General features: G+C 59.9%; 24 protein-coding genes. 18 read left to right on the top strand and 6 right to left on the bottom strand.

The genetic code is table 11. From position 1 onward, the window contains the following. Window positions 1–70: 70 nt before the first annotated feature. The gene (gene cysQ / locus ACQZ6D_RS07110; RefSeq protein WP_065702614.1) at window positions 71–865 is read right to left on the bottom strand and encodes a 3'(2'),5'-bisphosphate nucleotidase CysQ; all 795 of its coding nucleotides are present in this window, start codon (window positions 863–865) and stop codon (window positions 71–73) included. A 335-nt stretch (window positions 866–1,200) separates the two neighbouring features. Between cysQ and ACQZ6D_RS07105 the strand changes: the two genes are divergently transcribed. The 6 genes from ACQZ6D_RS07105 (at window position 1,201) to ACQZ6D_RS07080 (ending at window position 6,873) form a co-directional block, all read left to right on the top strand. After that, entirely contained in the window at window positions 1,201–2,103 is a 903-nt protein-coding gene (locus ACQZ6D_RS07105) for a branched-chain amino acid ABC transporter permease (protein WP_003513958.1), read from the top strand. Between the two features lie 49 nt (window positions 2,104–2,152). After that, window positions 2,153–3,505, top strand: a complete 1,353-nt coding sequence (gene livM / locus ACQZ6D_RS07100) for a high-affinity branched-chain amino acid ABC transporter permease LivM (protein WP_370647612.1) — start codon at window positions 2,153–2,155, stop codon at window positions 3,503–3,505. Continuing rightward, window positions 3,505–4,383, top strand: coding sequence for an ABC transporter ATP-binding protein (locus ACQZ6D_RS07095; RefSeq protein WP_019565106.1), 879 nt, complete (start codon window positions 3,505–3,507; stop codon window positions 4,381–4,383). The genes livM and ACQZ6D_RS07095 overlap by 1 nt, the downstream gene beginning before the upstream one ends. Beyond that, on the top strand, window positions 4,383–5,111 hold the full coding sequence (locus ACQZ6D_RS07090) for an ABC transporter ATP-binding protein (RefSeq protein WP_003513939.1): 729 nt from the start codon (window positions 4,383–4,385) through the stop codon (window positions 5,109–5,111). Before ACQZ6D_RS07095 ends, ACQZ6D_RS07090 begins: the two co-directional genes overlap by 1 nt. Before the next feature lie 171 nt (window positions 5,112–5,282). After that, a complete protein-coding gene (locus tag ACQZ6D_RS07085; protein ID WP_003513938.1) occupies window positions 5,283–5,636 on the top strand; it encodes a DUF6867 family protein in 354 nt (117 codons plus the stop codon). A 118-nt stretch (window positions 5,637–5,754) separates the two neighbouring features. Next, entirely contained in the window at window positions 5,755–6,873 is a 1,119-nt protein-coding gene (locus ACQZ6D_RS07080) for a branched-chain amino acid ABC transporter substrate-binding protein (protein ID WP_003513936.1), read from the top strand. A gap of 203 nt (window positions 6,874–7,076) precedes the next feature. Here the strand turns inward: ACQZ6D_RS07080 and ACQZ6D_RS07075 are convergent, their stop codons facing one another. From ACQZ6D_RS07075 to ACQZ6D_RS07055, 5 genes are all read right to left on the bottom strand, one after another. Next, complete coding sequence (locus ACQZ6D_RS07075; RefSeq protein WP_448729744.1) at window positions 7,077–7,613, bottom strand: AAA family ATPase; 537 nt, start codon at window positions 7,611–7,613, stop codon at window positions 7,077–7,079. Between the two features lie 196 nt (window positions 7,614–7,809). Beyond that, window positions 7,810–8,739 (bottom strand): response regulator, encoded by a 930-nt coding sequence (locus tag ACQZ6D_RS07070; RefSeq protein ID WP_013636721.1) that lies wholly within the window; start codon window positions 8,737–8,739, stop codon window positions 7,810–7,812. Beyond that, a complete protein-coding gene (locus ACQZ6D_RS07065) occupies window positions 8,736–12,131 on the bottom strand; it encodes a hybrid sensor histidine kinase/response regulator (RefSeq protein ID WP_065658671.1) in 3,396 nt (1,131 codons plus the stop codon). The genes ACQZ6D_RS07070 and ACQZ6D_RS07065 overlap by 4 nt, the downstream gene beginning before the upstream one ends. Before the next feature lie 43 nt (window positions 12,132–12,174). Continuing rightward, complete coding sequence (locus tag ACQZ6D_RS07060) at window positions 12,175–12,945, bottom strand: SDR family oxidoreductase (RefSeq protein WP_003510171.1); 771 nt, start codon at window positions 12,943–12,945, stop codon at window positions 12,175–12,177. Window positions 12,946–13,163: 218 nt separating this feature from the next. Further along, window positions 13,164–14,198: a glutamine synthetase beta-grasp domain-containing protein gene (locus ACQZ6D_RS07055; protein WP_003510168.1), complete on the bottom strand. Its 1,035-nt coding sequence runs from the start codon at window positions 14,196–14,198 to the stop codon at window positions 13,164–13,166. Window positions 14,199–14,679: 481 nt separating this feature from the next. On the opposite strand from ACQZ6D_RS07055, the gene ACQZ6D_RS07050 reads away from it, so the two are divergent. The 12 genes from ACQZ6D_RS07050 to ACQZ6D_RS06995 all read left to right on the top strand — a co-directional run bounded on the left by ACQZ6D_RS07050 (window position 14,680) and on the right by ACQZ6D_RS06995 (window position 24,895). Next, complete coding sequence (locus ACQZ6D_RS07050) at window positions 14,680–14,886, top strand: DUF2735 domain-containing protein (protein ID WP_003513926.1); 207 nt, start codon at window positions 14,680–14,682, stop codon at window positions 14,884–14,886. A 343-nt stretch (window positions 14,887–15,229) separates the two neighbouring features. After that, window positions 15,230–16,519, top strand: coding sequence for an urea ABC transporter substrate-binding protein (gene urtA, locus ACQZ6D_RS07045; RefSeq protein WP_003513924.1), 1,290 nt, complete (start codon window positions 15,230–15,232; stop codon window positions 16,517–16,519). A gap of 284 nt (window positions 16,520–16,803) precedes the next feature. Continuing rightward, window positions 16,804–18,417 carry an urea ABC transporter permease subunit UrtB gene (urtB, locus tag ACQZ6D_RS07040; protein WP_025594332.1) on the top strand — a complete coding sequence of 538 codons (1,614 nt, stop codon included), beginning with the start codon at window positions 16,804–16,806 and terminating at the stop codon, window positions 18,415–18,417. Beyond that, window positions 18,414–19,592, top strand: coding sequence for an urea ABC transporter permease subunit UrtC (urtC, locus tag ACQZ6D_RS07035; RefSeq protein ID WP_003513919.1), 1,179 nt, complete (start codon window positions 18,414–18,416; stop codon window positions 19,590–19,592). The genes urtB and urtC overlap by 4 nt, the downstream gene beginning before the upstream one ends. 7 nt (window positions 19,593–19,599) lie before the next feature. Continuing rightward, window positions 19,600–20,361 (top strand): urea ABC transporter ATP-binding protein UrtD, encoded by a 762-nt coding sequence (urtD, locus tag ACQZ6D_RS07030; RefSeq protein WP_003513917.1) that lies wholly within the window; start codon window positions 19,600–19,602, stop codon window positions 20,359–20,361. A 207-nt stretch (window positions 20,362–20,568) separates the two neighbouring features. Then, entirely contained in the window at window positions 20,569–21,264 is a 696-nt protein-coding gene (gene urtE, locus ACQZ6D_RS07025) for an urea ABC transporter ATP-binding subunit UrtE (RefSeq protein ID WP_003513916.1), read from the top strand. 255 nt (window positions 21,265–21,519) lie between these two features. Further along, complete coding sequence (locus tag ACQZ6D_RS07020) at window positions 21,520–22,773, top strand: CE1 family esterase (RefSeq protein WP_065702617.1); 1,254 nt, start codon at window positions 21,520–21,522, stop codon at window positions 22,771–22,773. After that, the gene (locus ACQZ6D_RS07015) at window positions 22,680–23,531 is read left to right on the top strand and encodes an urease accessory protein UreD (protein ID WP_003513912.1); all 852 of its coding nucleotides are present in this window, start codon (window positions 22,680–22,682) and stop codon (window positions 23,529–23,531) included. Before ACQZ6D_RS07020 ends, ACQZ6D_RS07015 begins: the two co-directional genes overlap by 94 nt. 109 nt (window positions 23,532–23,640) lie before the next feature. Then, a complete protein-coding gene (locus tag ACQZ6D_RS07010) occupies window positions 23,641–23,943 on the top strand; it encodes an urease subunit gamma (RefSeq protein ID WP_003513909.1) in 303 nt (100 codons plus the stop codon). Window positions 23,944–23,953: 10 nt separating this feature from the next. Beyond that, window positions 23,954–24,211, top strand: a complete 258-nt coding sequence (locus ACQZ6D_RS07005; protein WP_003513907.1) for a DUF1272 domain-containing protein — start codon at window positions 23,954–23,956, stop codon at window positions 24,209–24,211. A 20-nt stretch (window positions 24,212–24,231) separates the two neighbouring features. Continuing rightward, complete coding sequence (locus ACQZ6D_RS07000) at window positions 24,232–24,537, top strand: urease subunit beta (RefSeq protein ID WP_003491734.1); 306 nt, start codon at window positions 24,232–24,234, stop codon at window positions 24,535–24,537. A gap of 1 nt (window position 24,538) precedes the next feature. Then, on the top strand, window positions 24,539–24,895 hold the full coding sequence (locus tag ACQZ6D_RS06995) for a GFA family protein (RefSeq protein ID WP_038492016.1): 357 nt from the start codon (window positions 24,539–24,541) through the stop codon (window positions 24,893–24,895). The last annotated feature ends 2 nt before the right edge of the window (window positions 24,896–24,897 follow it).

Genomic DNA, 24,897 nt, shown 5'->3' with positions numbered 1-24,897 from the left:
CCGCAGACACCGCAGCGAACGCCTAAAAACGCCTGATCACCGAAGGAGGTCTAGCGGTCTCCTCGCAGGCTTATGTCGCAATTTCCACCGTCGCTGCCATTGCGCCCTCGGCAATGAAATCCGGGTTGGCGAGTGCATCTTCACCATCGCCTCTCACCTCATAGGCAAGCAGCCGCCCCTCGCAATCCAGCGTTCTGCCACCGGCGGCGCGCAGTACGGCGTCGCCTGCCGCCGTATCCCACATCATGGTGCGGCTGAAGCGGGGATAGATATCGGCAGCACCTTCCGCCAGCATGCAGAATTTCAGTGAGGAACCGACGGAAATGCAGTCTTTCAGGCCGTGTTCGGCCACGAAGGCTTCCGTTTTCGCGGTACAGTGCGAGCGGCTGATCAGCGCCACGGGGGAGGCGCCGCGCTGGCGTGCCCGGATGGGGTGGCGCGCGAGGATCGCGCCTTCGCCTGATATTGCGAGCTTTTCGGCGCTGTTGTCCTTGCCGGTCCAGGCCTGGCCGCGGCAGGGGGCGTAAACCACGCCTGCAACCGGCACGCCGTTTCTGATCAGGGCGATATTGACGGTGAAATCATCCTTGCCGGAAATGAATTCCTTGGTCCCATCCAGCGGATCGACCAGAAAAAATTCCGTGCCTGTCTCCGGCAGAATGCCGTTCGAGACCGCTTCTTCGGCAATGACCGGGATTTGGGGAAAATGCGCAGCCAGTGCCTGCAGAATGATCACCTCCGCCCGCTGGTCTGCCTCGGTCACGGGTGAGCAATCGTCCTTGTACGATACGTGTGGCCCGGCGCGATGGACCACCATGATTGCCTGCCCGGCGTCCAGCGCCGCTTTCGTCAATATGTCGATCATCTTGTTGCCGTTGCCATTTCGTGCCGGGGATCCTTTGCCCCTCTATTTCGCTACTCTTTTGCCCGCCACCCGTCAAACAATGCGTCAGGCAACACTGAAATAAGCATTCGAACGCCATTTTTTTAGCACTTACTGCCGAAATCCTGGCTATTCTGATCGGGAAAACGGCAACGAATGTGGAAATTCCAAATTTTGTGCAGGATCGCCCGTTTTTGACTTCACATTTTTAGCGAACACGATATGCATTTTGCAGGTGGGGGCTAATCGAAAAGGTTCTCCCTATAATTAACATAAACGAGGCGTGGCTCATTAGAGGTCATGCCCAGGGGAAAGACATGGAGTATTTTATCCAGCAGCTCATCAACGGGCTGACTCTTGGATCGATCTACGGCCTCATCGCAATTGGCTATACGATGGTCTACGGCATCATCGGCATGATCAACTTCGCTCACGGCGATATTTTCATGCTTGGCGGTTTCGCCGCGCTGATCGTTTTTCTGATCGCAACATCGTTTTTTGCCGGTATTCCGGTGGCGCTTCTTCTGATTTTGATGATGGTCGTCGCCATGCTGATGACCGGCCTGTGGAACTGGGTGATCGAGCGCGTGGCCTACCGTCCGCTCAGAGGCTCGTTCCGCCTTGCGCCGCTGATCACCGCCATCGGCATGTCGATCGCGCTGTCCAACTTCATCCAGGTGACACAGGGTCCGCGTAACAAGCCGATCCCGTCAATGGTGACGGACAGCTACCATTTCGGCTCCATCACCGTCTCGCTGAAGCAGTTCATCATCATGGCGGTGACGTCGGTGCTGCTGTTCGCCTTCTGGTACATCGTCAACAAGACTCCGCTCGGCCGGGCGCAGCGCGCCACGGAACAGGACCGCAAGATGGCGGCCCTTCTGGGTGTGGATGTCGACAAGACGATCTCGATCACCTTCATCATGGGTGCCGCACTCGCGGCGGTCGCCGGTACGATGTATCTGATGTATTACGGTGTCGCATCGTTCAACGATGGCTTCATTCCGGGCGTCAAGGCGTTTACCGCAGCGGTTCTCGGCGGTATCGGTTCGCTTCCGGGCGCCGTTCTCGGTGGTCTCCTGATCGGCCTCATCGAATCTCTCTGGTCCGCCTATTTCTCCATTGCCTACAAGGATGTCGCGGCATTCGGCATCCTGGCTTTCGTGCTGATCTTCAAGCCGACCGGTATTCTCGGTCGTCCGGAAGTCGAGAAGGTGTGATCCCATGACCAATATCGCTTCCGAAAACGACACTTCCAGCCCGAGCCTGATGGCAACGGCGGTGAAGGAAGGCATCTTTGCGGGCATCGTCTCGCTCGGCATGTTCATTCTTTACGTCGGTATCGTCACCTATCAGGATATCAACAACCAGCTTATCTGGGGCACCCGCTGGGGTCTTCTGTCGATCTTCGTCGGCGTCGCCGCCATCGGCCGTTTCCTGATGGTCGGCTTCATCCGGCCGTCGATGGATCGCCGCAAGCTTGCCAAGGCCAAAAGCGGCATTCTGGAAATCTCCGAGGAAAAAGGCTTTTTCCACAAGCACTTCCTGAAGCTCGCGCTTGTCCTGCTGCTGCTTTATCCCGTCGTCGCCGTGCAGCTGTTCGGTTTTCAGGGTTCGCTGAAATTCGTCGACAATTTCGGCATCCAGATCCTGATCTATGTGATGCTGGCGTGGGGCCTCAACATCGTCGTTGGCCTCGCGGGCCTGCTCGATCTCGGTTATGTGGCCTTCTATGCGGTGGGCGCCTATTCCTACGCGCTGCTGTCAAGCCATCTCGGCCTGTCCTTCTGGGTGCTTCTGCCGGTGGCCGGCATTCTCGCGGGCTTCTGGGGCATCATTCTCGGCTTCCCGGTGCTCAGACTTCGTGGCGACTATCTTGCCATCGTCACGCTCGCCTTCGGTGAAATCATCCGTCTCGTGCTGTTGAACTGGACGGATGTGACCAAGGGCACCTTCGGCATTTCCGGCATCGCCAAGGCGTCTATCTTCGGCATCTGGTCCTTCGATGTCGGCGCGCCGAACAATTTCGCCAAGGCCTTCGGCCTGACGATGTCGTCGGCCTATTACAAGATCTTCCTGTTCTACGTGATCCTGCTTCTGTGCATGCTGACGGCTTACGTCACCATCAAGCTGCGCCGCATGCCGATCGGCCGGGCGTGGGAAGCTCTGCGTGAAGACGAAATCGCCTGCCGCTCGCTCGGCATCGATACTGTCATCACCAAGCTTACCGCTTTTGCGACAGGCGCGATGTTTGGCGGTTTCGCCGGTTCGTTCTTCGCCGCCCGTCAGGGTTTCGTATCGCCGGAAAGCTTCGTCTTCCTGGAATCGGCCGTCATCCTTGCCATTGTCGTTCTCGGCGGCATGGGTTCGCTCACGGGCATCGCCATTGCCGCGCTCGTCATGGTCGGCGGCACGGAGCTGCTGCGCGAAATGGAATTCCTGAAGCATGTCTTCGGGCCTGATTTCACGCCGGAACTCTACCGCATGCTGCTGTTCGGTCTCGCCATGGTCATCGTCATGCTGTTCAAGCCGCGCGGCTTTGTCGGCTCACGAGAACCGACGGCCTTCCTCAGGGAACGCAAGGCCGTCTCGGGCAGCTTTACCAAGGAAGGTCACGGTTGATGGCTTCCGGAACGACAAACATGACACCCAATCTAACTGGCGACACGATCCTCAAGGTCGAACATCTCTCGATGCGGTTTGGCGGCCTGATGGCCATCAATGACTTCTCCTTTGAGGCGAAGCGTGGCGAGATCACGGCGCTGATCGGCCCGAACGGTGCTGGAAAGACCACGGTTTTCAACTGCATCACCGGCTTCTACAAGCCGACGATGGGCATGATCACCATGCGTCAGCAAAACGGCGAGGCGCATCTTCTGGAGCGCCTGCCGGATTTCGAGATCACCAAGAAGGCGAAGGTGGCGCGTACCTTCCAGAACATCCGCCTGTTTTCGGGTCTGACGGTTCTGGAAAACCTGCTGGTGGCGCAGCACAATGCGCTTATGAAGGCATCGGGCTACACCATTCTCGGTCTTCTCGGCCTGCCCGCCTACAAGAGGGCGGTCAACAGTTCGATCGATAAGGCCAAATACTGGCTGGACAAGGCCGATCTGACCGACCGCGCCGACGACCCGGCCGGCGATCTGCCCTATGGCGCGCAGCGCCGCCTGGAAATCGCCCGTGCCATGTGCACGGGGCCGGAACTTCTATGCCTCGATGAACCGGCGGCCGGTCTCAACCCGAAGGAATCGCTGGCGCTCAACGCGCTACTGCGCGGTATCCGCGACGAAGGCACGTCGCTGCTTCTGATCGAGCACGACATGTCGGTGGTGATGCAGATTTCCGATCACGTCGTGGTTCTCGAATACGGCCAGAAGATTTCCGACGGTTCGCCGGACCATGTGAAGAACGACCCGAAGGTCATCGCCGCCTATCTGGGTGTCGAGGATGATGAAGTGGAAGACGTGATTGCGGAAGAACTCGACGGAGGAGTGGCCTGATGTCCGGTGAACCGCTTCTCAAAGTACAGGGTGTCGAAACCTACTACGGTAACATCCGGGCCTTGGCCGGTGTCGATGTCGAGGTCAACAAGGGCGAGATCGTCAGCCTTATCGGCGCCAACGGCGCCGGCAAATCGACACTGATGATGACCATCTGCGGCAGCCCGCAGGCGCGCACTGGCCAGGTGACGTTCGACGGCGAAGACATTACCCGCCTGCCGACGCACCTCATCGCCCGCAAGCGTATTGCCCAGTCACCCGAGGGCCGCCGGATTTTCCCGCGCATGACGGTGCTGGAAAACCTGCAGATGGGGGCCAATCTCGACAACCTCAAATATTTCAAAGAGGACGTCGAGAAGATTTTCGTCATGTTCCCGCGGCTGAAAGAACGTCAGAGCCAGCGTGGCGGTACGCTTTCCGGCGGCGAGCAGCAGATGCTCTCCATCGGCCGCGCGCTGATGGCACGGCCGAAACTGCTGCTTCTCGACGAACCGTCGCTGGGCCTTGCCCCGCTGATCGTCAAGGGCATCTTCGAGGCCATCAAGAAGCTCAACCAGGAAGAGGGCCTGACCGTCTTCCTCGTTGAACAGAACGCCTTTGCGGCACTGAAGCTTTCCGACCGCGCCTATGTGATGGTCAACGGCAAGGTGACGATGAGCGGTTCGGGCAGGGAATTGCTGGCTGATCCGCAGGTACGCGCGGCCTATCTCGAAGGCGGCCGGCACTGAAAGATTTTACTTGCGCCGGAAATTTTGCGGCGCAAGATAACGAACCGCCGCCGGCCGTTTTCGAAGGGGAAATGACCGGTGGCAAACAATAAAATGCCTGCCGGAAAAACGGCGGGACGACAAACAAGGCAGGGCCGGACATTTGCATCCCGGCGCTGATGGGGAAAGAAGATGCAGGGCCTTTTATTCGAGACCGATAGCGGCGTGCGTTATATTCTGCGCGCACTGGTTGTTCTTCTTGGTTTCTGGACGGCGTGGCGCACGGGCAGATCCGTCGCCGATGGCTGGGGCGATTTCCCGCGTGTGGTGATCTATACGCTGGCTTTGGGGCTCGTGATGCGGTTTCTGCATTTCGCGCTTTTCAACGGGCCGTTCATCAACGGCTTCTACTACGTGTTTGACGTCGTTCTTCTTCTGGCTTTTTCCAGCATCGGTTTCCGCATGCGCAGGACGAGCCAGATGGTCAATAACTACTATTGGCTCTACGATCGGACGTCGGCATTTTCATATAAAAAGAAAGATTGACAGCCGGATTCCTCCGGCTGCACGATACTCGCGTGAGTGGAACGTTTCCTGTTCGGTTAAGGTGGGTACTGAACAGGTCCTGGTAGTCAACCCATCCAAAGGAACTGGGAGTATAGTAATGAAGAAGTCTCTTCTTTCCGCCGTTGCGCTGACCGCCATGGTCGCCTTCAGCGGTTCGGCCTGGGCCGATATCGTGATCGCTGTCGGCGGCCCGCTGACAGGCCCGAACGCCGCATTTGGCGCTCAGCTTCAGAAGGGTGCTGAACAGGCTGCGAAGGATATCAATGCTGCAGGCGGCATCAACGGCGAGCAGATCAAGATCGTTCTCGGCGATGACGTTTCCGACCCGAAGCAGGGTATCTCGGTCGCCAACAAATTCGTTGCTGATGGCGTGAAGTTCGTCGTCGGTCACTTCAACTCCGGCGTTTCCATTCCGGCTTCCGAAGTTTATGCCGAAAACGGCATTCTCGAAGTAACGCCTGCTGCGACCAACCCTGTTTTCACCGAGCGTGGCCTGTGGAACACCTTCCGTACCTGCGGTCGTGACGACCAGCAGGGTGGCATTGCCGGCAAATATCTGGCCGACCACTACAAGGACGCCAAGATCGCCATCATTCACGACAAGACCCCCTATGGTCAGGGCCTTGCCGACGAAACCAAGAAGGCAGCCAATGCGGCCGGCCTGACGGAAGCCATGTATGAAGGCGTCAATGTCGGCGACAAGGACTTCTCCGCACTGATCTCCAAGATGAAGGAAGCCGGCGTTTCCGTTATCTACTGGGGTGGCCTGCACACCGAAGCCGGTCTGATCATCCGCCAGTCGGCTGACCAGGGTCTGAAGGCGAAGCTCATTTCGGGCGACGGTATCGTTTCGAACGAACTTGCCTCCATCGCCGGCGACGCCGTCGAAGGTACGCTTAACACCTTCGGTCCCGATCCGACGCTGCGTCCTGAAAACAAGGAACTGGTAGAGAAGTTCAAGGCCGCCGGCTTCAACCCGGAAGCCTACACGCTCTACTCCTACGCCGCCCTGCAGGCGATTGCCGGTGCTGCCAAGGCTGCCGGTTCCGTTGAGCCGGAAAAGGTTGCCGAAGCTCTGAAGAAGGGCACCTTCCCGACCGCACTCGGCGATATCTCCTTCGACGAGAAGGGCGACCCGAAGCTTCCCGGTTACGTCATGTACGAGTGGAAGAAGGGCCCGGACGGCAAGTTCACCTACATCCAGCAGGGGACGTAAGTCTTACTGGACTGCAATATGGAGGCCCGGTCGCAAGACCGGGCTTTCTGCTTTCTGGTGAGGGGCATTTCCGGCGCCAGCACCCAGCCAGCCCAAGTCCTTGGGCTAAAACACTTTCCGAGCCGCACGTCAGACGGATTCCGTGTCAAAGACGGGATGACGGTGATGGGAAAGGCTCGAAACACTTGGCTCCGATCGCGCCTTCAGCCAGCTTCAGCCGCCAGCCTCTCCAGCACAATATCGGCACGTTCCGTGACGGGGGCTTTCGGCAGTACAATCGTCTCATAATCCAGACGGGCATAGTCGTGCAGCAGGCGTTGATATTCCTCCACTGCCACCTCGAAACCATGCTTGCGCTCGCTGTCGCCCCGGTAGATCTCCGGCCAGGGCGGGGTGAGGAAGACCAGCGGGTTGTAGCGGTGCGTGCGCCGCAGCGTTTCGATGAATCCATCGCCGCTAATATGATGAAGTGCTGAGGCGGCGTCGATCAGGCCGCGGTCGAAGAAGACGAGGCCTTCCGCTGGCGCCTTTTGCCGGTCCTCCAGCGCCATGGCGATCGCCCGGCGGGCAAAGGCTTCCAGGTCGATCCAGGGGAGGGCGGTGCCGTTATTTCTCGTTTCCTCAATCACGATGCGCCGCCCCGGTTCCTCGACGGTCGCGAAACCGCGGTGAGCAAGCTCGGCAAGCAGGGTTGATTTGCCGCCGCCGGAGCAGCCGGAAAGAATAATGAAATGGTCCATGGGAACCTCCCTGCGCGGGGTTTGGGTTGGATGGAAGGTGATGTTTTTTGGGGGGACTTGGATTGCGGCGTTGCCGCTTGTTTCTTTTCCTCGAGGGGAGAAGAAATACGCTGCACTCGCTCGGCGAATAAGTCGATGCTCTATGCTTAAGCGGAAAATATATGTTTTTCCAACCGTGTCACATCAGATGCAGCTGTCACCCCTGATGCAAAATATGCGCGGCCTTGACGGCGGCGGAGGCGCGGTTTTCGACACCGAGTTTGACGTAAATCTGTTCCAGATGTTTGTTTACGGTTCTGGCGGAAAGGCCGAGAATATCGCCGATATCGCGGTTGGATTTGCCTTTGGCAATCCACAGCAGAACTTCCGATTCGCGCGTTGTCAGGGCAAAGTGGTCCTTCAGCAGGTGGTCGTCGGATTTCTCGTTGGCGGCTGTCAGACGGAAGAGATATTCGTCCGGTCCCATTGCGCCGAGGAAGGAGAGCTGCAAAGCGGGCCGCCCGGCCTCGGTGATCGTCAGCGGTGCATCGCGGGCGGAATCCACCGTTGTCCTGTCGGCCAGCCAGCCGGAAATATGGGCAACGACGATCTCCAGCCCATCATCACGGCCGGTGGCGGCGTTGACCAGCCGGGTTGCCTGTGGTGTGGACCAGTGGATCGCGCCGTTGGCGCGCACGGCAAGCAGGTGGCGTCCGGCGGCATCAAGCGCCACGCGGGCGCTCTGCGCCGAGCGGGCATTGGAGAGATGCACACGGATACGGGCGCGCAGCTCATCGATGTTGATCGGCTTGGTCAGATAGTCGACACCGCCGGATTCGAGCGCCCGCACCACATGTTCGGTTTCCGTCAGCCCGGTCATGAAGATGACAGGCACCTGGGCCACGGCGGCGTTGGCCTTCAGGCGGCGGCAGGTTTCGAAACCGTCCATGGCCGGCATGACCGCATCGAGCAGGATGATATCGGGCGTGATGCGTTCGGCAATGTTGAGCGCGGCCTGACCGGATGTGGCGATCAGCGCCGAAAAGCCTGACTGTTCCAGCGCATCGGTGAGGAACCCCAGCGCTTCCGGGCTGTCATCCACCAGCAATACAATGTCTCTCGGCAGTGCTGCGCCTTGCCCGCTCATGCCTTGCCGTCTCCCCTGTCGCTCTCTTCAAACCGCTTTAGAAAATGGGCGTAACCGGCCAGATCGAAGGCCTGCACATAGGTGCCAAGCTCTTGCGTGAAGGGCAGGTTGTTGGTGTTGCGGGCGAGATCTGCGAGTTTTGCCTCTATGCCGCGTATGTAGCCTATTTCGCCGAGCCTCTGCAAATCCTTGATATGAATCGCGCCGGGATGAACGATCTGCGCCGGCGGCTGGGGGATGGGTGCCGGGGGAAGGTCGGTATCGTAAATCCATTTCAGGCCGAGATGCACCGCAAGCCTGTCGCACAGGTGGCGGATGTCGACCGGCTTGGCGATGGCGTCGTTGTGATTGTCTTCTCCGGCACCCGCTACGGTGCCGTCACCGATATTGGCCGAGAGCATGATGAGCGGAGCTGTCTGCCCTGCTTCACGCAACTTTGTCACAAGCTGCCAGCCGGACATTCCGGGCATGGAGATATCGATGAGGAAGAGGTCGGGCTGCACGCCTTCGATGAGTGTCAGGCATTCCGGTCCGCTCTGGGCGGTCAGCACCACGAAATCGAGCGGCGAAAGCACCTGCCGCATCAGCTCGCGGTGATCCTCGTTATCATCAACCACCACGATGGTGCGGCGTGGGCCCGAATAGGAGCGAATGGTCTTTTCCGGCGCAGGTGCGGTACTTGGCCGGTGCACAGCCGACAGCATGAGACGGACGCGGAAGGTGGAGCCGTTGTCCTTTTCGCTGGAGACGGAAATCTCGCCGCCCAGTGTGTTGGTCAGAAGCCTCGTGATGGTGAGGCCGAGGCCAAGGCCCGGCATGGGGCGCACGCTTTCGGCCTCGCCGCGCTGGAAAGGCTCGTAGATGCGGGCAAGATCTTTTTCGGCAATGCCGCGCCCGGTATCCGACACCGTGAAGCTCGCCACCTGGCTGCGATAGGCGACATCGAAGGTGACGCTGCCCTCGTCGGTGAACTTGATGGCGTTGGAGAGCAGGTTGACGAGGATCTGGCGCAGACGCTTTTCATCCGTGCGGACATATTGCGGCAGGGAATGGGCGCGTTCATGCCGGAATTCCAGACCCTTGGCCTGCGCCTGCGGGCGGAACATATCGACGATCTGGTCGAGGAAATCCTGAATATTGATCTCGTTGGAATAGACCTGCAGGCGGCCAGCCTCGATCTTGGAAATATCCAGAAGCCCGTCGATCAGGCCGGAGAGATGGTCGGCGGAACGGCGGATGACCTTGATGGCCGATTGCCGCGGCGCGGGAATGGTCTCATCGCGTTCGAGGATCTGGGCGTAGCCCAAAACAGCGTTGAGCGGCGTGCGCAATTCGTGGCTGAGGCCGACCACGTAGCGGCTCTTGGCGCGGTTGGCGGCCTCAGCCGTTTCCTTGGCGTCCTGAAGGGCGGCGTCGGTCTTCTTGTGTGCGGCGATTTCCTTCAACAGCAGCGTGTTCTGGCGTGAGGATTCCTCTTCCGCAACCACCCGGCTGTCATGGGCAAGAACCAGAAACCAGCAGACGATGCCGGCAATGACGGCAAAGACGAAAAATACGATGAGGATGGTGCGGTTGACCACGTCAGCCGTTGCCGGCGAGGCGGTGCCGACCTGATGGGCGATGAGCGCCAATATGCCGCCAATGGCGGTGACGGCGATGGCCGCCGCCATGCCATAACGTCCGAGCCTTGTGGCGAGTTTTGCAACCAATTGGTGGGGCAGGAAAGATTTTGCGACCGTCGCTACCTGATAGTTGAGCTTGGCCTTCGGCTTGCACATGTCATGGCAGCGGCTGTCCAGCGAGCAGCAGAGCGAACAGATCGGTGCCGCATAGGCTGGACACCATGCCATGTCTTCCGGCTCGAACGGGTGTTCGCAGATGGAGCAGGTGATGGCGCTCAGCTCGCGCCATTTCTGGCGCGGCTTGCGAGCGAGATAGAATTTGCCCTTCGTGCCCCAGGCGATCAGCGGCGAGGCGATGAAGGCGACGATGAGGGTGAGATAGGGCGCAAGCGAGGCAGCGAGTGCGCCGAAGGTGCCGAAATGCGCCATCAGCGCAATGGTGGCCGAAAGCGCCATGGAGCCGACGCCGACGGGATTGATATCGTAGAGATGGGCGCGCTTGAACTCGATGCCCGGTGGGGCAAGGCCGAGCGGCTTGTTGATGAACAGATCGGCCGAGATGGTGCAGAGCCAGGCCATGGCGACGATGGAAAAAATGCCGAGCGTTTCTTCCAGCAGGCGATAGATGCCGAGTTCCATCAACAGCAGCGCGATCACTACGTTGAAGACCAGCCAGACCACGCGGCCGGGGTGGCTGTGGGTGAGGCGGGAAAAGAAGTTGGACCAGGCGAGCGAGCCCGCATAGGCGTTCATGACGTTGATCTTCAGCTGCGAGACCACCACGAAGGCGACCATCAGCAGCATAGCCGCCGTATGGTTGGGGATCATGTAGCCGAAGGCGGTCAGGTACATCTGGGCCGGATCGGCGGCGCGGTCCACCGAGACGCCGGAACTGAAGGTCAAGACCACGAGGAAGGAACCGGCCAGCAGCTTCGGCACGCCCACGACGACCCAGCCAGCACCGGCCAGAAAGACCGCGATGCGATGGCGCAGACGGCTCTGGCCCTCGGCGGGCAGGAAGCGCAGGAAATCCACCTGTTCGCCGATCTGCGACATCAGCGCGAGGATGACGGCAGACGCCGCGCCGAATTCCACCAGATTGAAATGGGCCACGGTGCCCGGCGGACCGGAGGCGTGATGAATACCGGAAAAGGCCCGCCACAGGTCGTATTTTTCCCAGTCCATCAAAGCGATGAAGATGAAGGGCAATACGTTCAGCACGATCCAGAAGGGCTGGGTGATGATCTGGAAACGGCTGATGAGGCGCACGCCGTGGGTGACGAGCGGAATGACCATGACGGCGGAGATGATGTAGCCGATCCACAGCGGAATGCCGAGCGCCAGCTCCAGCGCGCCGGACATGATCGACGCCTCGATGGCGAAGAGCATGAAGGTGAAGGCGGCGTAGATCAGCGAGGTGATGGTGGAGCCGATGTAACCGAAGCTCGCGCCGCGTGTCAGGAGATCGATATCGACGCCGTGACGGATGGCGTAACGGCTGATCGGCAGGCCGACGGCAAGCATGGCAATGGCCGCGACGATGATGGCGTAAAAGGCGTTGGTGGTGCCGTATGACAGCGTGATCGCGCCGCCGATCGCTTCCAGCGCCAGAAAGGAAATAGCGCCGATGGCGGTGTGGGAGATGCGGTTGGACGAAAATTGCCGGGCGCTTTTGGCGGTGAAGCGCAGCGCATAATCTTCCAGCGTCTGGTTGGCGACCCAGCGGTTATATTCGCGCCTGACGGGGATGATGCGTTGCCGTGCGGCCATGCCTAGGATCCAGCCCCTTTCCGCAAAAGGTGTTTTGCCATTCTCACAGCCGCACCGACATGCCGCCATCCACCGTCAGCACATGGCCGTTGACGAAGGAGGAGGCGTCGCTGGCCAGAAACAGGGCGGCACCGGCGATTTCATCCGGCCTGCCCCAGCGTTCCAGCGGCACGCGCAGTTTGGCAAAGGCGACCATGTCAGGGTTTTCGGCAAGGGCCGCATTGGTTTCCGTGGCGAACATGCCGGGTGCAATGGCGTTGCTGGTGATGCCGCGCGCACCATATTCGACAGCGATTGCGCGCATCAGCCCGGTCAGCCCCTGCTTGGCAACGGGATAGATCGCATCGCCCGGCCTGACGATGTGGCCGAGAATGGAGGTGATGGTGATGATGCGGCCGTAACCGTTGGTATTCATGGCTTGCGCGGCATCTCGCGACAGCGAGACGGAGGAGGTGAGGTCGGTGCGGATAAGCTCCAGCACGTCCTCGTCGCTGAATTCGGAAAGTGGGCGGCGGTCGCGTGCGCCGACATTGTTGACGAGGATATCGAGATGGCCGAATTCGTCCATGATGCGGTGGACGAGGGCAGTTCCGGCGGCGGTATCGGCAATGTCGAAAGCGGCATAATCGGCTTTTCCGCCGGCTTGTCGAAGTGTGCCTGCTGCCTGTTCCAGCGCCTCGGCGTTACGGCCGGTCAGCCACACATGGGCCCCAGCCTCGGCAAAGGCCCTGGCGATTTCGAAACCGAGGCCGCGGCCGCTGCCTGTGATGATGGCGATGCGGTTTTCGAGAGAGAATTTTTTGAGAATGCCCATCGCTCACCTTCTTGCTTTAGAGCATCGGACCGAAAACCGTGTCGCGGTTTCGGAAAAGCCGATGCGGTTGGTCAAAGCCACGCAACGTCTTCGAGTTTGCGCATAGGCAAGAATATTCCACGCAGGGCAGAGGGCGAAAGGTCGCCTGTCCGGTCCGGCTGTTCGGTGGACATAAAAAAGGCGTCGCCCGGTTGCGGGCGACGCCATTTCTTGGGTTATCAGGCAGCAGCCGACTTTGCGAGCGGCACTTCTGCAATCGTCTTCAGAACGACGGAAGCGATCTGGTAAGGGCAGCCCTGCGAGTTCGGACGACGGTCTTCGAGGTAACCACGGTAACCGTTGTTGACGAAGGAGTGCGGAACGCGGATCGAGGCGCCACGGTCGGCAACGCCGTAGGAGAACTTGTTCCACGGAGCGGTTTCGTGCTTGCCGGTCAGGCGCAGGTGGTTGTCCGGACCGTAAACGTCGATGTGCTCCTGCCAGTTCTTGGCGAAAGCGGCCATGAGGGCTTCGAAATACTCCTTGCCGCCAACTTCACGCATGAACTTGGTGGAGAAGTTGCAATGCATGCCCGAACCGTTCCAGTCGGTATCGCCGAGCGGCTTGCAATGGAATTCGACGTCGATGCCGTACTGTTCGCAAAGACGCAGCAGCAGGTAACGGGCGATCCAGATCTGGTCGGCGGCGCGCTTGGAGCCCTTGCCGAATACCTGGAATTCCCACTGGCCCTTGGCCACTTCGGCATTGATGCCTTCGTGGTTGATGCCGGCTTCGAGGCAGAGGTCGAGATGTTCTTCAACGATTTCGCGGGCAACCGAGCCGACGTTCTTAAAGCCGACGCCGGTGTAATACGGACCCTGCGGAGCCGGGTAACCCTGCTCGGGGAAGCCGAGCGGGCGGCCGTCCTGGTAGAAGAAATATTCCTGTTCGAAGCCGAACCATGCGTCCTCGTCGTCGAGGATGGTCGCGCGGCTGTTCGATGCATGCGGGGTGACGCCGTCAGGCATCATGACTTCGCACATGACCAGCACGCCGTTGGTGCGGGCCGGATCGGGGTAAATCGCGACGGGCTTCAGCACGCAATCCGAAGAGTGGCCTTCGGCCTGCTGCGTGGACGAGCCATCAAAACCCCAAAGCGGCAGCTGCTCGAGCGTCGGGAATTCATCGAATTCCTTGACCTGTGTCTTGCCGCGCAGGTTGGGGACCGGCTTATAACCGTCAAGCCAGATGTACTCGAGTTTGAACTTAGTCATTACGAACCTCTCATAGGTAACAATGCGAAGCCTTGAGGCTTGCCGTGGCTTTCGCCACCGGAAGCACATTCGCGTTCAAGGGCTGGCCATATAGATGCATGCCGCGTGCCAGATTGGCGATGTTTTGCGAATTCTTCGAAAAATCTTTCAGGCATGCTCAGGGCCGAGGGGGCTGATATGGCCATTAACCGCTCATGCTGCACTGCGGCAGGTAAATCGAACCCTAATGTTTCGTCAGTGATTCCTAACAGATAGCGGGTGGCGTCGCTCAAAATGCCCTGTTGCGATGCAATGTTTTCGATTGCGAACGACGGATCGGCATTTGCCCCAAAAACCGGCGCTTCCGGAATGGTTTTTCTTGCTGAATGACCATTTAATGCCTATATTTTTCGCAACGTGATTTTTTTTTAATCAGATGGAGCTAAACCAGAGCTAATGGGTTTGCTTCACAACCAAAGTGCTTCGATGCAAACAAAGTGAGATGTTCGATATGGCAACTGGCTTTCATCGTGAAACGGCAACGATCTTTCAATTTCCGGTCGGCGGACGCGCGGGGCTCTCAAAGTTCCGTAATATCGGGCTGAGCGATCTGGAGCGCGAGGCACGTCAGCCGCATGTCGATTTCGGCTCCTGGTATCATGACGATGCGATCCGCGACGAAGAGCGGGACGACAAGCCGCACGCCTGATGTGAAGCGTCGCTGATCGTTTCTTCTCCCCTGCCGGGGAGAAGATGGCGCGAAGCGCCGGATGAAGGGACGACTTCTCAGTCTGTCTCCGACCTCGCACCCTCGACCCGCTGCCGCTCGAGTCTTCCCTGCCGGAGAAGAAGCATGTTGAAACGCCAGGTTTCACATCGGTTGCCCCGGCCAGGATTTCCCTCTCCCCAACACCCCCTGCAGCTTTCGCCACCCCGCCTACGTCAATTGACGTATACGGTTTCTCGCCCGCGAGATCGATAGTCCCTTCCAGCAGCGGTCAACGATGCCGCTGAAGCCCCATGAGGGCTAAACAAGGAGAGGGGTTCTTCCGATGACATTCCGCAAGACGCTTAGCGCCGCGCTGCTCGGCGCAATCATGTCCACCACCGCCTTCCATGGCGCATTTGCCGCCGACGATACGATCAAGGTAGGCGTGCTGCATTCTCTTTCCGGCACCATGGCGATTTCAGAGACGACGCTGAAGGACGCCATGCTGATGCTCATCGACGAGCAGAACAAGAAGGGCGGCGTTCTCGGCAAGAAGCTCGAAGCCGTCGTGGTCGACCCGGCCTCCGACTGGCCGCTGTTTGCCGAAAAGGCCCGCCAGCTGATTTCGCAGGACAAGGTCGCCGCCGTTTTCGGTTGCTGGACATCTTCGTCGCGCAAATCCGTGCTGCCGGTTTTCGAAGAGCTGAATTCCCTGCTGTTCTACCCGGTGCAGTATGAGGGTGAAGAATCCTCCCGCAACATCGTCTACACGGGTGCAGCGCCCAACCAGCAGGCCATTCCGGCCGTCGATTATCTCGCCAAGACCGAAGGCGTCGAGCGCTGGGTTCTGGCAGGTACCGACTATGTCTACCCGCAGACCACAAACAAGATCCTGAAGGCCTACCTGATGTCGAAAGGCGTCAAGGAAGAAGACATCATGATCAACTACACCCCGTTCGGCCAGTCCGACTGGCAGACGATCGTGTCCGACATCAAGAAGTTCGGCTCGGCCGGCAAGAAGACCGCCGTTGTCTCCACCATCAATGGTGACGCCAACGTGCCCTTCTACAAGGAGCTTGCGAACCAGGGCATCAAGGCCGAGGACATTCCGGTCGTCGCCTTCTCGGTCGGTGAAGAAGAGCTTGCCGGTCTCGATACCGCGCCGCTGGTCGGCCACCTTGCCGCCTGGAACTACTTCCAGTCTGTCGATACCGAGGTCAACGCCGAATTCATCAAAACCTGGCATGCGTTTACCAAGAACGACAAGCGCGTGACGAACGACCCGATGGAAGCCGCCTATATCGGTTTCAACGCCTGGGTTAAGGCCGTCGAAACCGCAGGTACGACCGATACGGACGCAGTTCTTGACAGCATCATCGGCGTTTCCGTGCCGAACCTTTCTGGCGGTTACTCCACCGTCATGCCGAACCACCACATCACCAAGCCGGTGCTGATCGGTGAAATCCAGGCCGATGGGCAGTTCGAAATCGTGCAGCAGACGCCACAGGTCGTGGGTGACGAATGGTCGGATTACCTGCCTGACTCGAAGGATCTGATTTCGGATTGGCGCAAGCCGATGTCCTGCGGCAACTTCAACGTTGCAACCGGCAAGTGCGGCGGCAAGGGCAGCTGATAAGGAAACGAACGCCGCCCCTCTTTGGAGGGGCGGATTGTTTACAAACTGAGCCAGAATTACCCCCCTCTGTCCTGCCGGACATCTCCCCCTCAAGGGGGGAGATCGGCAAGATGCTCTCCCGCCATTTCATCCTTGAACGTCGAGATGGACGGGACCTTGCCACGGGTCGATCTCACCCCTTGAGGGGGAGATGCCCGGCAGGGCAGAGGGGGGGTGAAGCCGCATATTCAGGTCGTGCCACACGCAACCGCAGAGTCGCAAACCGCTCCAAGGAACCCGACATGACGATCCGATCTTTTCTCGGAGCCATCTTCCTCTGGCTCACCCTGGGGATCGCCGCCCAGTCCCTCGCGCAGAGCGATCCGAAGGCGCTGATCGACCAGCTCGGCACGGCTGACTTCAAGCAGGCCGAAACATTGATCGGCCAGATTGCTGCCACCGGCGACGCGCGGGTGGTGCCGGCGCTTGAGGCTTTTGCATCAGGCGATCTTTACGTGCGCAAGGCCGACAATCTGGTGTTCATGACCAAGCCGTCGGGTTCCAATTTCACACTCATCGATCCGCTGACCGGCGAAAGTGCTGGCGAAGCCCCGAAGGCGGCGGTTACCAAGATCAGGGTCAACAACAATCTGCGTCGCGTCATCCGCGCCGCGATGGGCGGCCTGACGTTGCTCAGTCCGGAACGCTCGGTGCGGCTTTCCGCCGCCGATGCGGTTCTGAAAGCCCCCAGTGCCGAAAATCTGGAATTGCTGGAAGCGGCCATATCCAAGGAAACCGACAAAGAGGTGCGGACGCGGATGGAGGAGGCGCGGGCTGTCTCGCTGCTTTCCTCCGACCGCCCCCTTGAGGTGAAGAAAGAAGCGATCGCCACCATCAAGGCGCTTGGCGGGCGCGATGCGATCAGCATTCTGATGGCGGCGACGCCCACGGTTGATCCGAGCCTGAAGCCGGATGTGGACGAGGCGATTTCGAGCATCGAGAGTTCCCTTGCCTTCTGGGATTACGCACAGAATGTCTGGTACGGCCTGTCGCTCGGCTCGGTGCTGCTGCTCGCCGCCATCGGTCTTGCCATCACCTTCGGCGTCATGGGCATCATCAATATGGCGCATGGCGAGATGGTGATGATCGGCGCTTACTCCACCTTCATGGTGCAGGAGTTGATCCGCAGCCATTTCCCCGGCCTGTTCGACTGGTCACTGGCGATTGCCCTGCCGGCCGCCTTTCTGGTCACAGCCTGCGTCGGCCTCATCATGGAGCGCGGCGTCATCCGCTATCTCTACGGGCGACCGCTGGAAACGCTGCTCGCCACCTGGGGTATCTCGCTGATCCTGCAACAGGGCGTGCGTTCCATCTTCGGCCCGACCAACCGTGAGGTCGGCAGCCCGAGCTGGATGTCCGGCTCGTTCAGCGTCGGTTACCTCAATTTCACCTGGAACCGGGTGTGGATCGTCTGTTTCTCGCTTTCCGTCTTCTTCGCGCTGCTGGTGCTTTTGAAGCGCTCCGCCTTCGGCTTGCAGATGCGCGCTGTGACCCAGAACCGCCGCATGGCCTCTTCCATGGGCATCCGCACGCCCTGGGTGGATGCCTTCACCTTCGCGCTCGGTTCCGGCGTTGCCGGCCTTGCCGGGGTAGCGCTGTCGCAGATCGACAATGTCTCGCCCAATCTCGGCCAGAGCTACATCATCGACAGTTTCATGGTGGTGGTATTCGGCGGGGTCGGCAATCTCTGGGGAACGCTCGTGGGTGCGCTGTCGCTCGGCGTGCTCAACAAGTTCCTTGAGCCGACGGTGGGCGCCGTGCTCGGCAAGATCCTCGTGCTCGTTCTCATCATCCTGTTCATCCAGAAGCGGCCGCGTGGTCTCTTCGCACTCAAGGGAAGGGCGATCGAAGCATGATTACCGGCTTCCTCCTGCGCGCGCTCGATCGCCGCATTTCCATCGCCATCGGCATCATCCTGGCCATCGCCGTGCTGGTGCCCGCCTCCAATCTGCTGTTGCCGGCTGACAGCGCGTTCCGCATCCCGACCTACATCATGTCGATGCTCGGCAAATATCTGGCCTATGCGCTGCTGGCGCTGGCGCTTGATCTGGTCTGGGGATATTGCGGCATTCTCTCGCTCGGCCACGCCGCCTTCTTCGCGCTCGGCGGTTATGCCATGGGCATGTATCTGATGCGGCAGATCGGCACGCGCGGTGTTTACGGCCATCCCGTGCTGCCTGACTTCATGGTGTTCCTCAACTGGAAGGAACTGCCGTGGTTCTGGCATGGCTTCGACATGTTCTGGTTTGCAGCACTGATGGTGCTGGTGGTGCCCGGCCTGCTCGCCTTCGTGTTCGGCTGGTTCGCCTTCCGCTCGCGCGTCAACGGCGTTTACCTCTCCATCATCACGCAGGCCATGACCTACGCCCTGCTGCTTGCCTTCTTCCGCAACGACATGGGTTTCGGCGGCAATAATGGTCTCACCGATTTCAAGGATATTCTCGGCTTTTCCGTGCAGGCGGATGGCACCCGTGCCGTGCTGTTTGCGATGACGGCCGTGATGCTGGCGCTTTCGCTGCTGATTGCATCTGGCATCGTCAATTCCAAATTCGGCAAGGTGCTGGTGGGCGTGCGCGATGCCGAAAGCCGGGTGCGCTTCCTCGGTTTCCGGGTGGAAAACATCAAGCTCTTTACCTTCGTCGTCTCGGCCATGATGGCGGGCATTGCCGGTGCGCTGTTCGTGCCGCAGGTGGGCATCATCAATCCCGGCGAATTCTCCCCCGCCAACTCCATCGAGGTGGTGGTTTGGACCGCAGTCGGCGGGCGCGGCACGCTGATCGGGCCGATCATCGGCGCGCTGCTGGTCAATGGCGGCAAGAGCTATTTCACTGGCGCTTTCCCCGAATTCTGGCTGTTTGCGCTGGGTGGGCTGTTCATCGCGGTGACGCTGTTCTTCCCCAAGGGCATCGTTGGCACCGTGCAGCATTATCTGGTCGGCCGGCGCGAAAAGCGTGTTGCGCGGGCGGCAAGTGCGGCCGGACAACCGGGCAATGACAGTGCTGCAACAGCGGCGCAACAGGCGGCGGAGTGAGGCTGATATGAACACGGTTTCCGAAAACAGAACCAAAAGCCTGCTTTATCTCGACGGTGTTTCCGTTTCCTTCGACGGGTTCAGGGCGCTCAATTCCCTGTCCTTCGTGGTGGAGCCGGGCGAGCTGCGGGCCATCATCGGTCCGAATGGCGCCGGCAAGACGACGATGATGGATATCATCACCGGCAAGACCCGGCCGGATACGGGCACGGTGCTGTTCGAAGACAGCATCGACCTCACGAAAAAGGACGAGGCGGACATTGCCCAGCTGGGCATCGGGCGTAAATTCCAGAAGCCAACGGTGTTTGAAAGCCATACCGTCTGGGACAATCTGGAACTGGCGTTGAACCGCAAACGCGGCGTCTTCGCCACGCTGTTCTACAGGCTGACAGCGGAGGACAAGGCGCGTATCGAGGAAATCCTCGCCACCGTGCGTCTCAGCCACCGCCGCGGCGATCTCGCGGCCAACCTCTCGCACGGCCAGAAACAGTGGCTGGAAATCGGCATGCTGCTCGCGCAGGAGCCGAAGCTGCTTCTGGTGGACGAGCCGGTGGCGGGCATGACGGATGCGGAGACGGCGGAAACTGCCGTACTCCTGAAGGAAATCGCCAAGACCCGCTCGGTCGTGGTGGTGGAGCACGACATGGGCTTCATCCGCGAGCTGGGCGTGAAGGTGACGTGTCTTGCCGAGGGCTCGGTGCTGGCCGAAGGGTCGATCGATTTTGTGTCCAGCGATCCGAAGGTGATCGAGAATTATCTGGGGCGGTGATGGAAGCGTCTGCGGCTTCACCCCCCTCTGCCCTGCCGGGCATCTCCCCCACAAGGGGGGAGATCGGCAAGCGGCTAACACCCTGCCCCAAGACCAGTAGGCGATGGGACGAGCGGGAACGGCATCTGATTTCCCTCCGTGTGGGGGAGATGCCCGGCAGGGCAGAGGGGGTAGCGCCGCCCACCAAAGCATCAATGGAGTTGCACCATGCTGAACGTCGAAAACATCAACCTCCACTATGGCGCAGCCCAAGCCCTGCGGGGCGTGTCTCTGAAAGCGGAGATGGGCAAGATCACCTGTGTTCTCGGCCGAAACGGCGTAGGCAAAAGCTCGTTGTTGCGCGCGGTCACCGGCCAGCATGCCATCAGTGGCGGGTCGATCAGCTTTGAAGGGGCAGCACTGGATGGGCTGGCACCTTACCACCGGGCCAAGCGCGGTGTCGGCTACGTGCCACAGGGGCGTGAAATCTTTCCGCTGCTCAGCGTGCAGGAAAACCTTGAAAGCGGTTATGCGCCGCTCCCGCGCAAGGAGCGTTTCATTCCCGACGATATTTTCAGCCTGTTTCCTGTGCTGCAATCCATGCTGGGCAGACGCGGCGGCGACCTGTCCGGTGGCCAGCAGCAGCAGCTCGCCATCGGCCGGGCGCTGGTGACGAGGCCGAAAATCCTCGTTCTCGATGAGCCGACCGAAGGCATTCAGCCGTCGATCATCAAGGATATTGGCCGCGCAATCAAATATCTCAGGGATTCAACCGGTATGGCGATCCTGCTGGTCGAGCAATATCTGGATTTCTGCCGTGAGCTTGCCGACTATGTCTACATCATGGACCGGGGCGAAATTGTGCATGAGGGGCTTGCCGAAACGCTGGATACGCCCGAGGCGCGTCGCCATCTGACAGTATAAATCGAGACTAGAAGCCACGCACGCCGATCACGGTGTGCAAACGGCCGATTAATATTTTGAAAGTCTATGCGTGTCTGCATGGCTTTTATGCGCAATTTTAGCATTTCATTGAATAAACGCCTGTGATATTGGCAGCGAAAATGCTGCATGCGAGACACAGACGAAGTCTATTCGCACGCCGCGACAGTTGATCCCTTACATTCCACGCGCGTCCGACGTATCGTCGGGGAAACCGTGCCCAATAAAGGCGTGTCAATGCATCAAGACTTTGCCCTTGGCCGGGCTGCCCGGCTGTTCCGCTCCGCCCGTACCCTGTTTCTGGGTCTTGCGATCTGCGCGAGCGCGAGTGTCGCAGCGTCGGCCTCGACCTGCGGTCAGCTTGCTCAACCCGGCGTGGAACCGGGCAGGCATGATTTTTCCATTCTTTCCAGTGGTCAGAAACGCGAAGGCGTTTATTTCGTTCCATCCGCCTATGACGGAAAAAAACCGGTGCCTGTGGTGTTCGATTTCCACGGCTCCAACAGCAATCCGCACGGACAGCTGAACCGCAGCGGCTGGGACAAGCTTGCCGAGCGCGACGGCCTGATGGTGGTGGCGCTGGCGGGCAGCCTCAATGGCGAATTGCCCGGCACCCATGCCTGGAATGTTCCTGGTGTTACCACCCGTCCCGACGGGCTGGATGAGGTGAGCTTCATTCGCGATGCAATTGCCATGGTGAAAGGCAAGTTCTGCGTGGATGAGGAGCGCTTTTACGGTTCCGGGTATTCCGGCGGCGGGCGCATGCTGTCGCAATTCATCTGCAATGGCAGCGCGGATTTCACCGCTGCCGGCTTCGTTGCATCGTTGCGCGCGGGTTATCCGCTGGAGACCGAGGGCAAATGGGGACCGGATGCGGCAAGCTGCAAGCCGGCGCGGCCGATGTCGATCATCGCCTTTGCGGGTCTGAAGGATCCGGCCAATCCCTATCAGGGTGGTGGCAAGTCCTACTGGCAATATGGCGGCGAGACGGCGCTGAAACGCTGGGCGGAAATGGACGGCTGCAAGGGCGGCGCGAAAACCAGACCGGGCGAGAGCTTCACCGTTAATTCCTATGACGTCTGCAAGGGCGGGGCACGTATCCAGTCCTATGTCATTGACAATTGGGACCATGCCTGGCCGCGCGCCACCATGAAGGCGGAAGTGCTGGCAGCGTCGGCGGTCCTTACCCGCAAGCCGGGTGGCGAGCAGACGCCGAAGGCGGAACCTGCCGTGGAGCGCAAGATGCCCACAGGCGAAGTGACGCGCACGGTTGATGCGGCGGAAAGAATGTGGGATTTCTTCCGCAACACGGAAGGACAGATGGTAGTGGATGCCGTCGTCAAAAAAGATTGCGGCGCCAAGGCCGGGTCCGCTTCCGCAACCGTTTCGGAGACCGCGTGCAGCCAGAACAGCAAGCCATCCGCCCTTCCGGTCTCGAAGACGGCGAACCTGCCCGGCAGCAGCGCGCCCGTGGCAGAGGACGCATTGTAACCAAGGCTGTCGAAGGTCGCAGCCGGCTGGACCAATTGTTCCAGGAAGGTTGCGCCAAGATCCGCCTGCCGGATACGTTTTCCAACGAGATTGAGGCCATCCTCATCAACTCCTCCGGCGGATTGACCGGCGGAGATGAAATGGAATGGCAGGCTGTTGCCGGAGCCGGCACCTCGCTGGTGGTGACGACGCAGGCCTGCGAGAAGGTCTACAAGGCATCCTCCGGAACCGCCACCGTCACCGCCCGCGTTTCCGCAGGGCCGGGCGCCCGGTTGCACTGGCTGCCGCAGGAAACCATTCTTTTCGACCGGGCGTCGCTGACCCGCAGGCTGGAAGCCGATCTCGACGCAACCTCCGAATTCATCGCCGTCGAAGCCGTGCTGCTCGGGCGTCAGGCCATGGGCGAAGCGATGCAGCATGGCCTGTTCCGGGATCGCTGGCGCATTCGCCATGGCGGCCGGCTGGTACATGCCGAAGAGCTGCTGCTTGCGGGAGAAGTGGCGGAGCTGACTGCAAAACCGGCGGTGCTTGCCGGGCAGGTGGCCTTTGCCACGCTTCTTTATATCGGGCCTCTGGCCGAGGCGCTTTTGCCTAAAATCCGGGCTATTGCCGGGGAAAGCGGCGGCGCCAGCGAATGGCAGGGCAAGCTTGTCGTGCGCGTGTCCGCCGCGGACGGCTTCTCCCTTAGAAAAATACTTTTTCCGATCATTTCGCTCTTGCGAAACGGCGCGCCAGTGCCGAAAGTCTGGAATCTGTAAAGCTCCGGATCGCCCGCGACATGCGACCTTCCGGGGTCTGTCAAACAAGTCGGATCAGCCCCCGAAACACTGTGTTTTGCGGGACAGGTGCGAAAGCTGCGGGACGACGATGAACCTTACTCCGAGAGAAAAAGACAAGCTGCTGATTTCCATGGCCGCCATGGTGGCGCGCCGCCGGCTGGAGCGTGGCGTGAAGCTGAATTACCCGGAAGCGATTGCGCTGATTACCGATTTCGTTGTCGAGGGCGCCCGCGATGGTCGCGCGGTGGCCGACCTGATGGAAGCCGGCGCGCATGTCATTTCCCGCGATCAGGTTATGGAAGGCATCGCCGACATGATCCATGATGTGCAGGTGGAAGCAACATTTCCCGACGGCACCAAGCTTGTGACCGTTCACGAACCGATACGCTGAGGGGGACGATATGGCGCTGGAGCTTCGGCCCAATTGCGAATGCTGCGACCGTGATCTTGCCCCCGACAGCCGGGTTGCGATGATCTGCTCGTTCGAATGCACCTTTTGCGCCGATTGCGCGACCGATGTGCTCAAAGGCGCCTGCCCGAATTGCGGCGGCGAGCTGGTTCGCAGGCCCATCCGCCCGGCGGCCAAACTCGTCAACAATCCGGCATCGACGACACGGGTGCTGAAGGCTGAAGGCTGCGCGGCAGCCACCGCTGCTTGAGAGAGACAAAGGGGAGCACCATGAAACCAGGCGAAATCATTGCCGCAGAGGGCACCATCGAACTCAATGCCGGCCAGCCAACGGTGACGATCGAGGTGGCCAATACCGGCGACCGGCCGGTGCAGGTGGGCAGCCACTACCATTTCTTTGAGACCAATGCGGGTCTTGTCTTCGACCGCGACAAGGTGCGCGGCATGCGTCTCGACATTCCGGCTGGTACTGCGGTTCGTTTTGAACCCGGCCAGAAACGGGAAGTGACGCTGGTGCCGCTTTCCGGCAAGCGTGAGGTTTACGGGTTTCGTCAACAGATCATGGGGAGGTTATGAGATGGCGACGGCACATTATCACGGAAGTTGCCAGTGCGGCGACGTGAGCTTCGAGGTCGATGCCGATCTCGACCACACGGTTGTGTGCAATTGCTCGCGCTGCAAGCGCTTGGGCTCGACGCTTGCCTTTGCGCCGCGCGAAAAATTCACCCTGCTTTCCGGCGACGACAAGCTGACGGAATATCTCTTCAACAAGCACAAGATCCATCATCTGTTCTGCGCCACCTGCGGCATTGAGAGTTTTGCCTATGCCGATGGGCCGGATGGGACGCCGATGGTGGCGGTGAATACCAATTGCCTTGATGGTGTCGATCCGCGTGCGCTGAAGCCGCAGGCTTTCGATGGCGCGGCTGCCTGAGT

The sequence above is a fragment of the Agrobacterium sp. 22-3639C2 genome (assembly GCF_053522105.1).
This window is presented reverse-complemented; position numbering and strand designations above follow the sequence as displayed.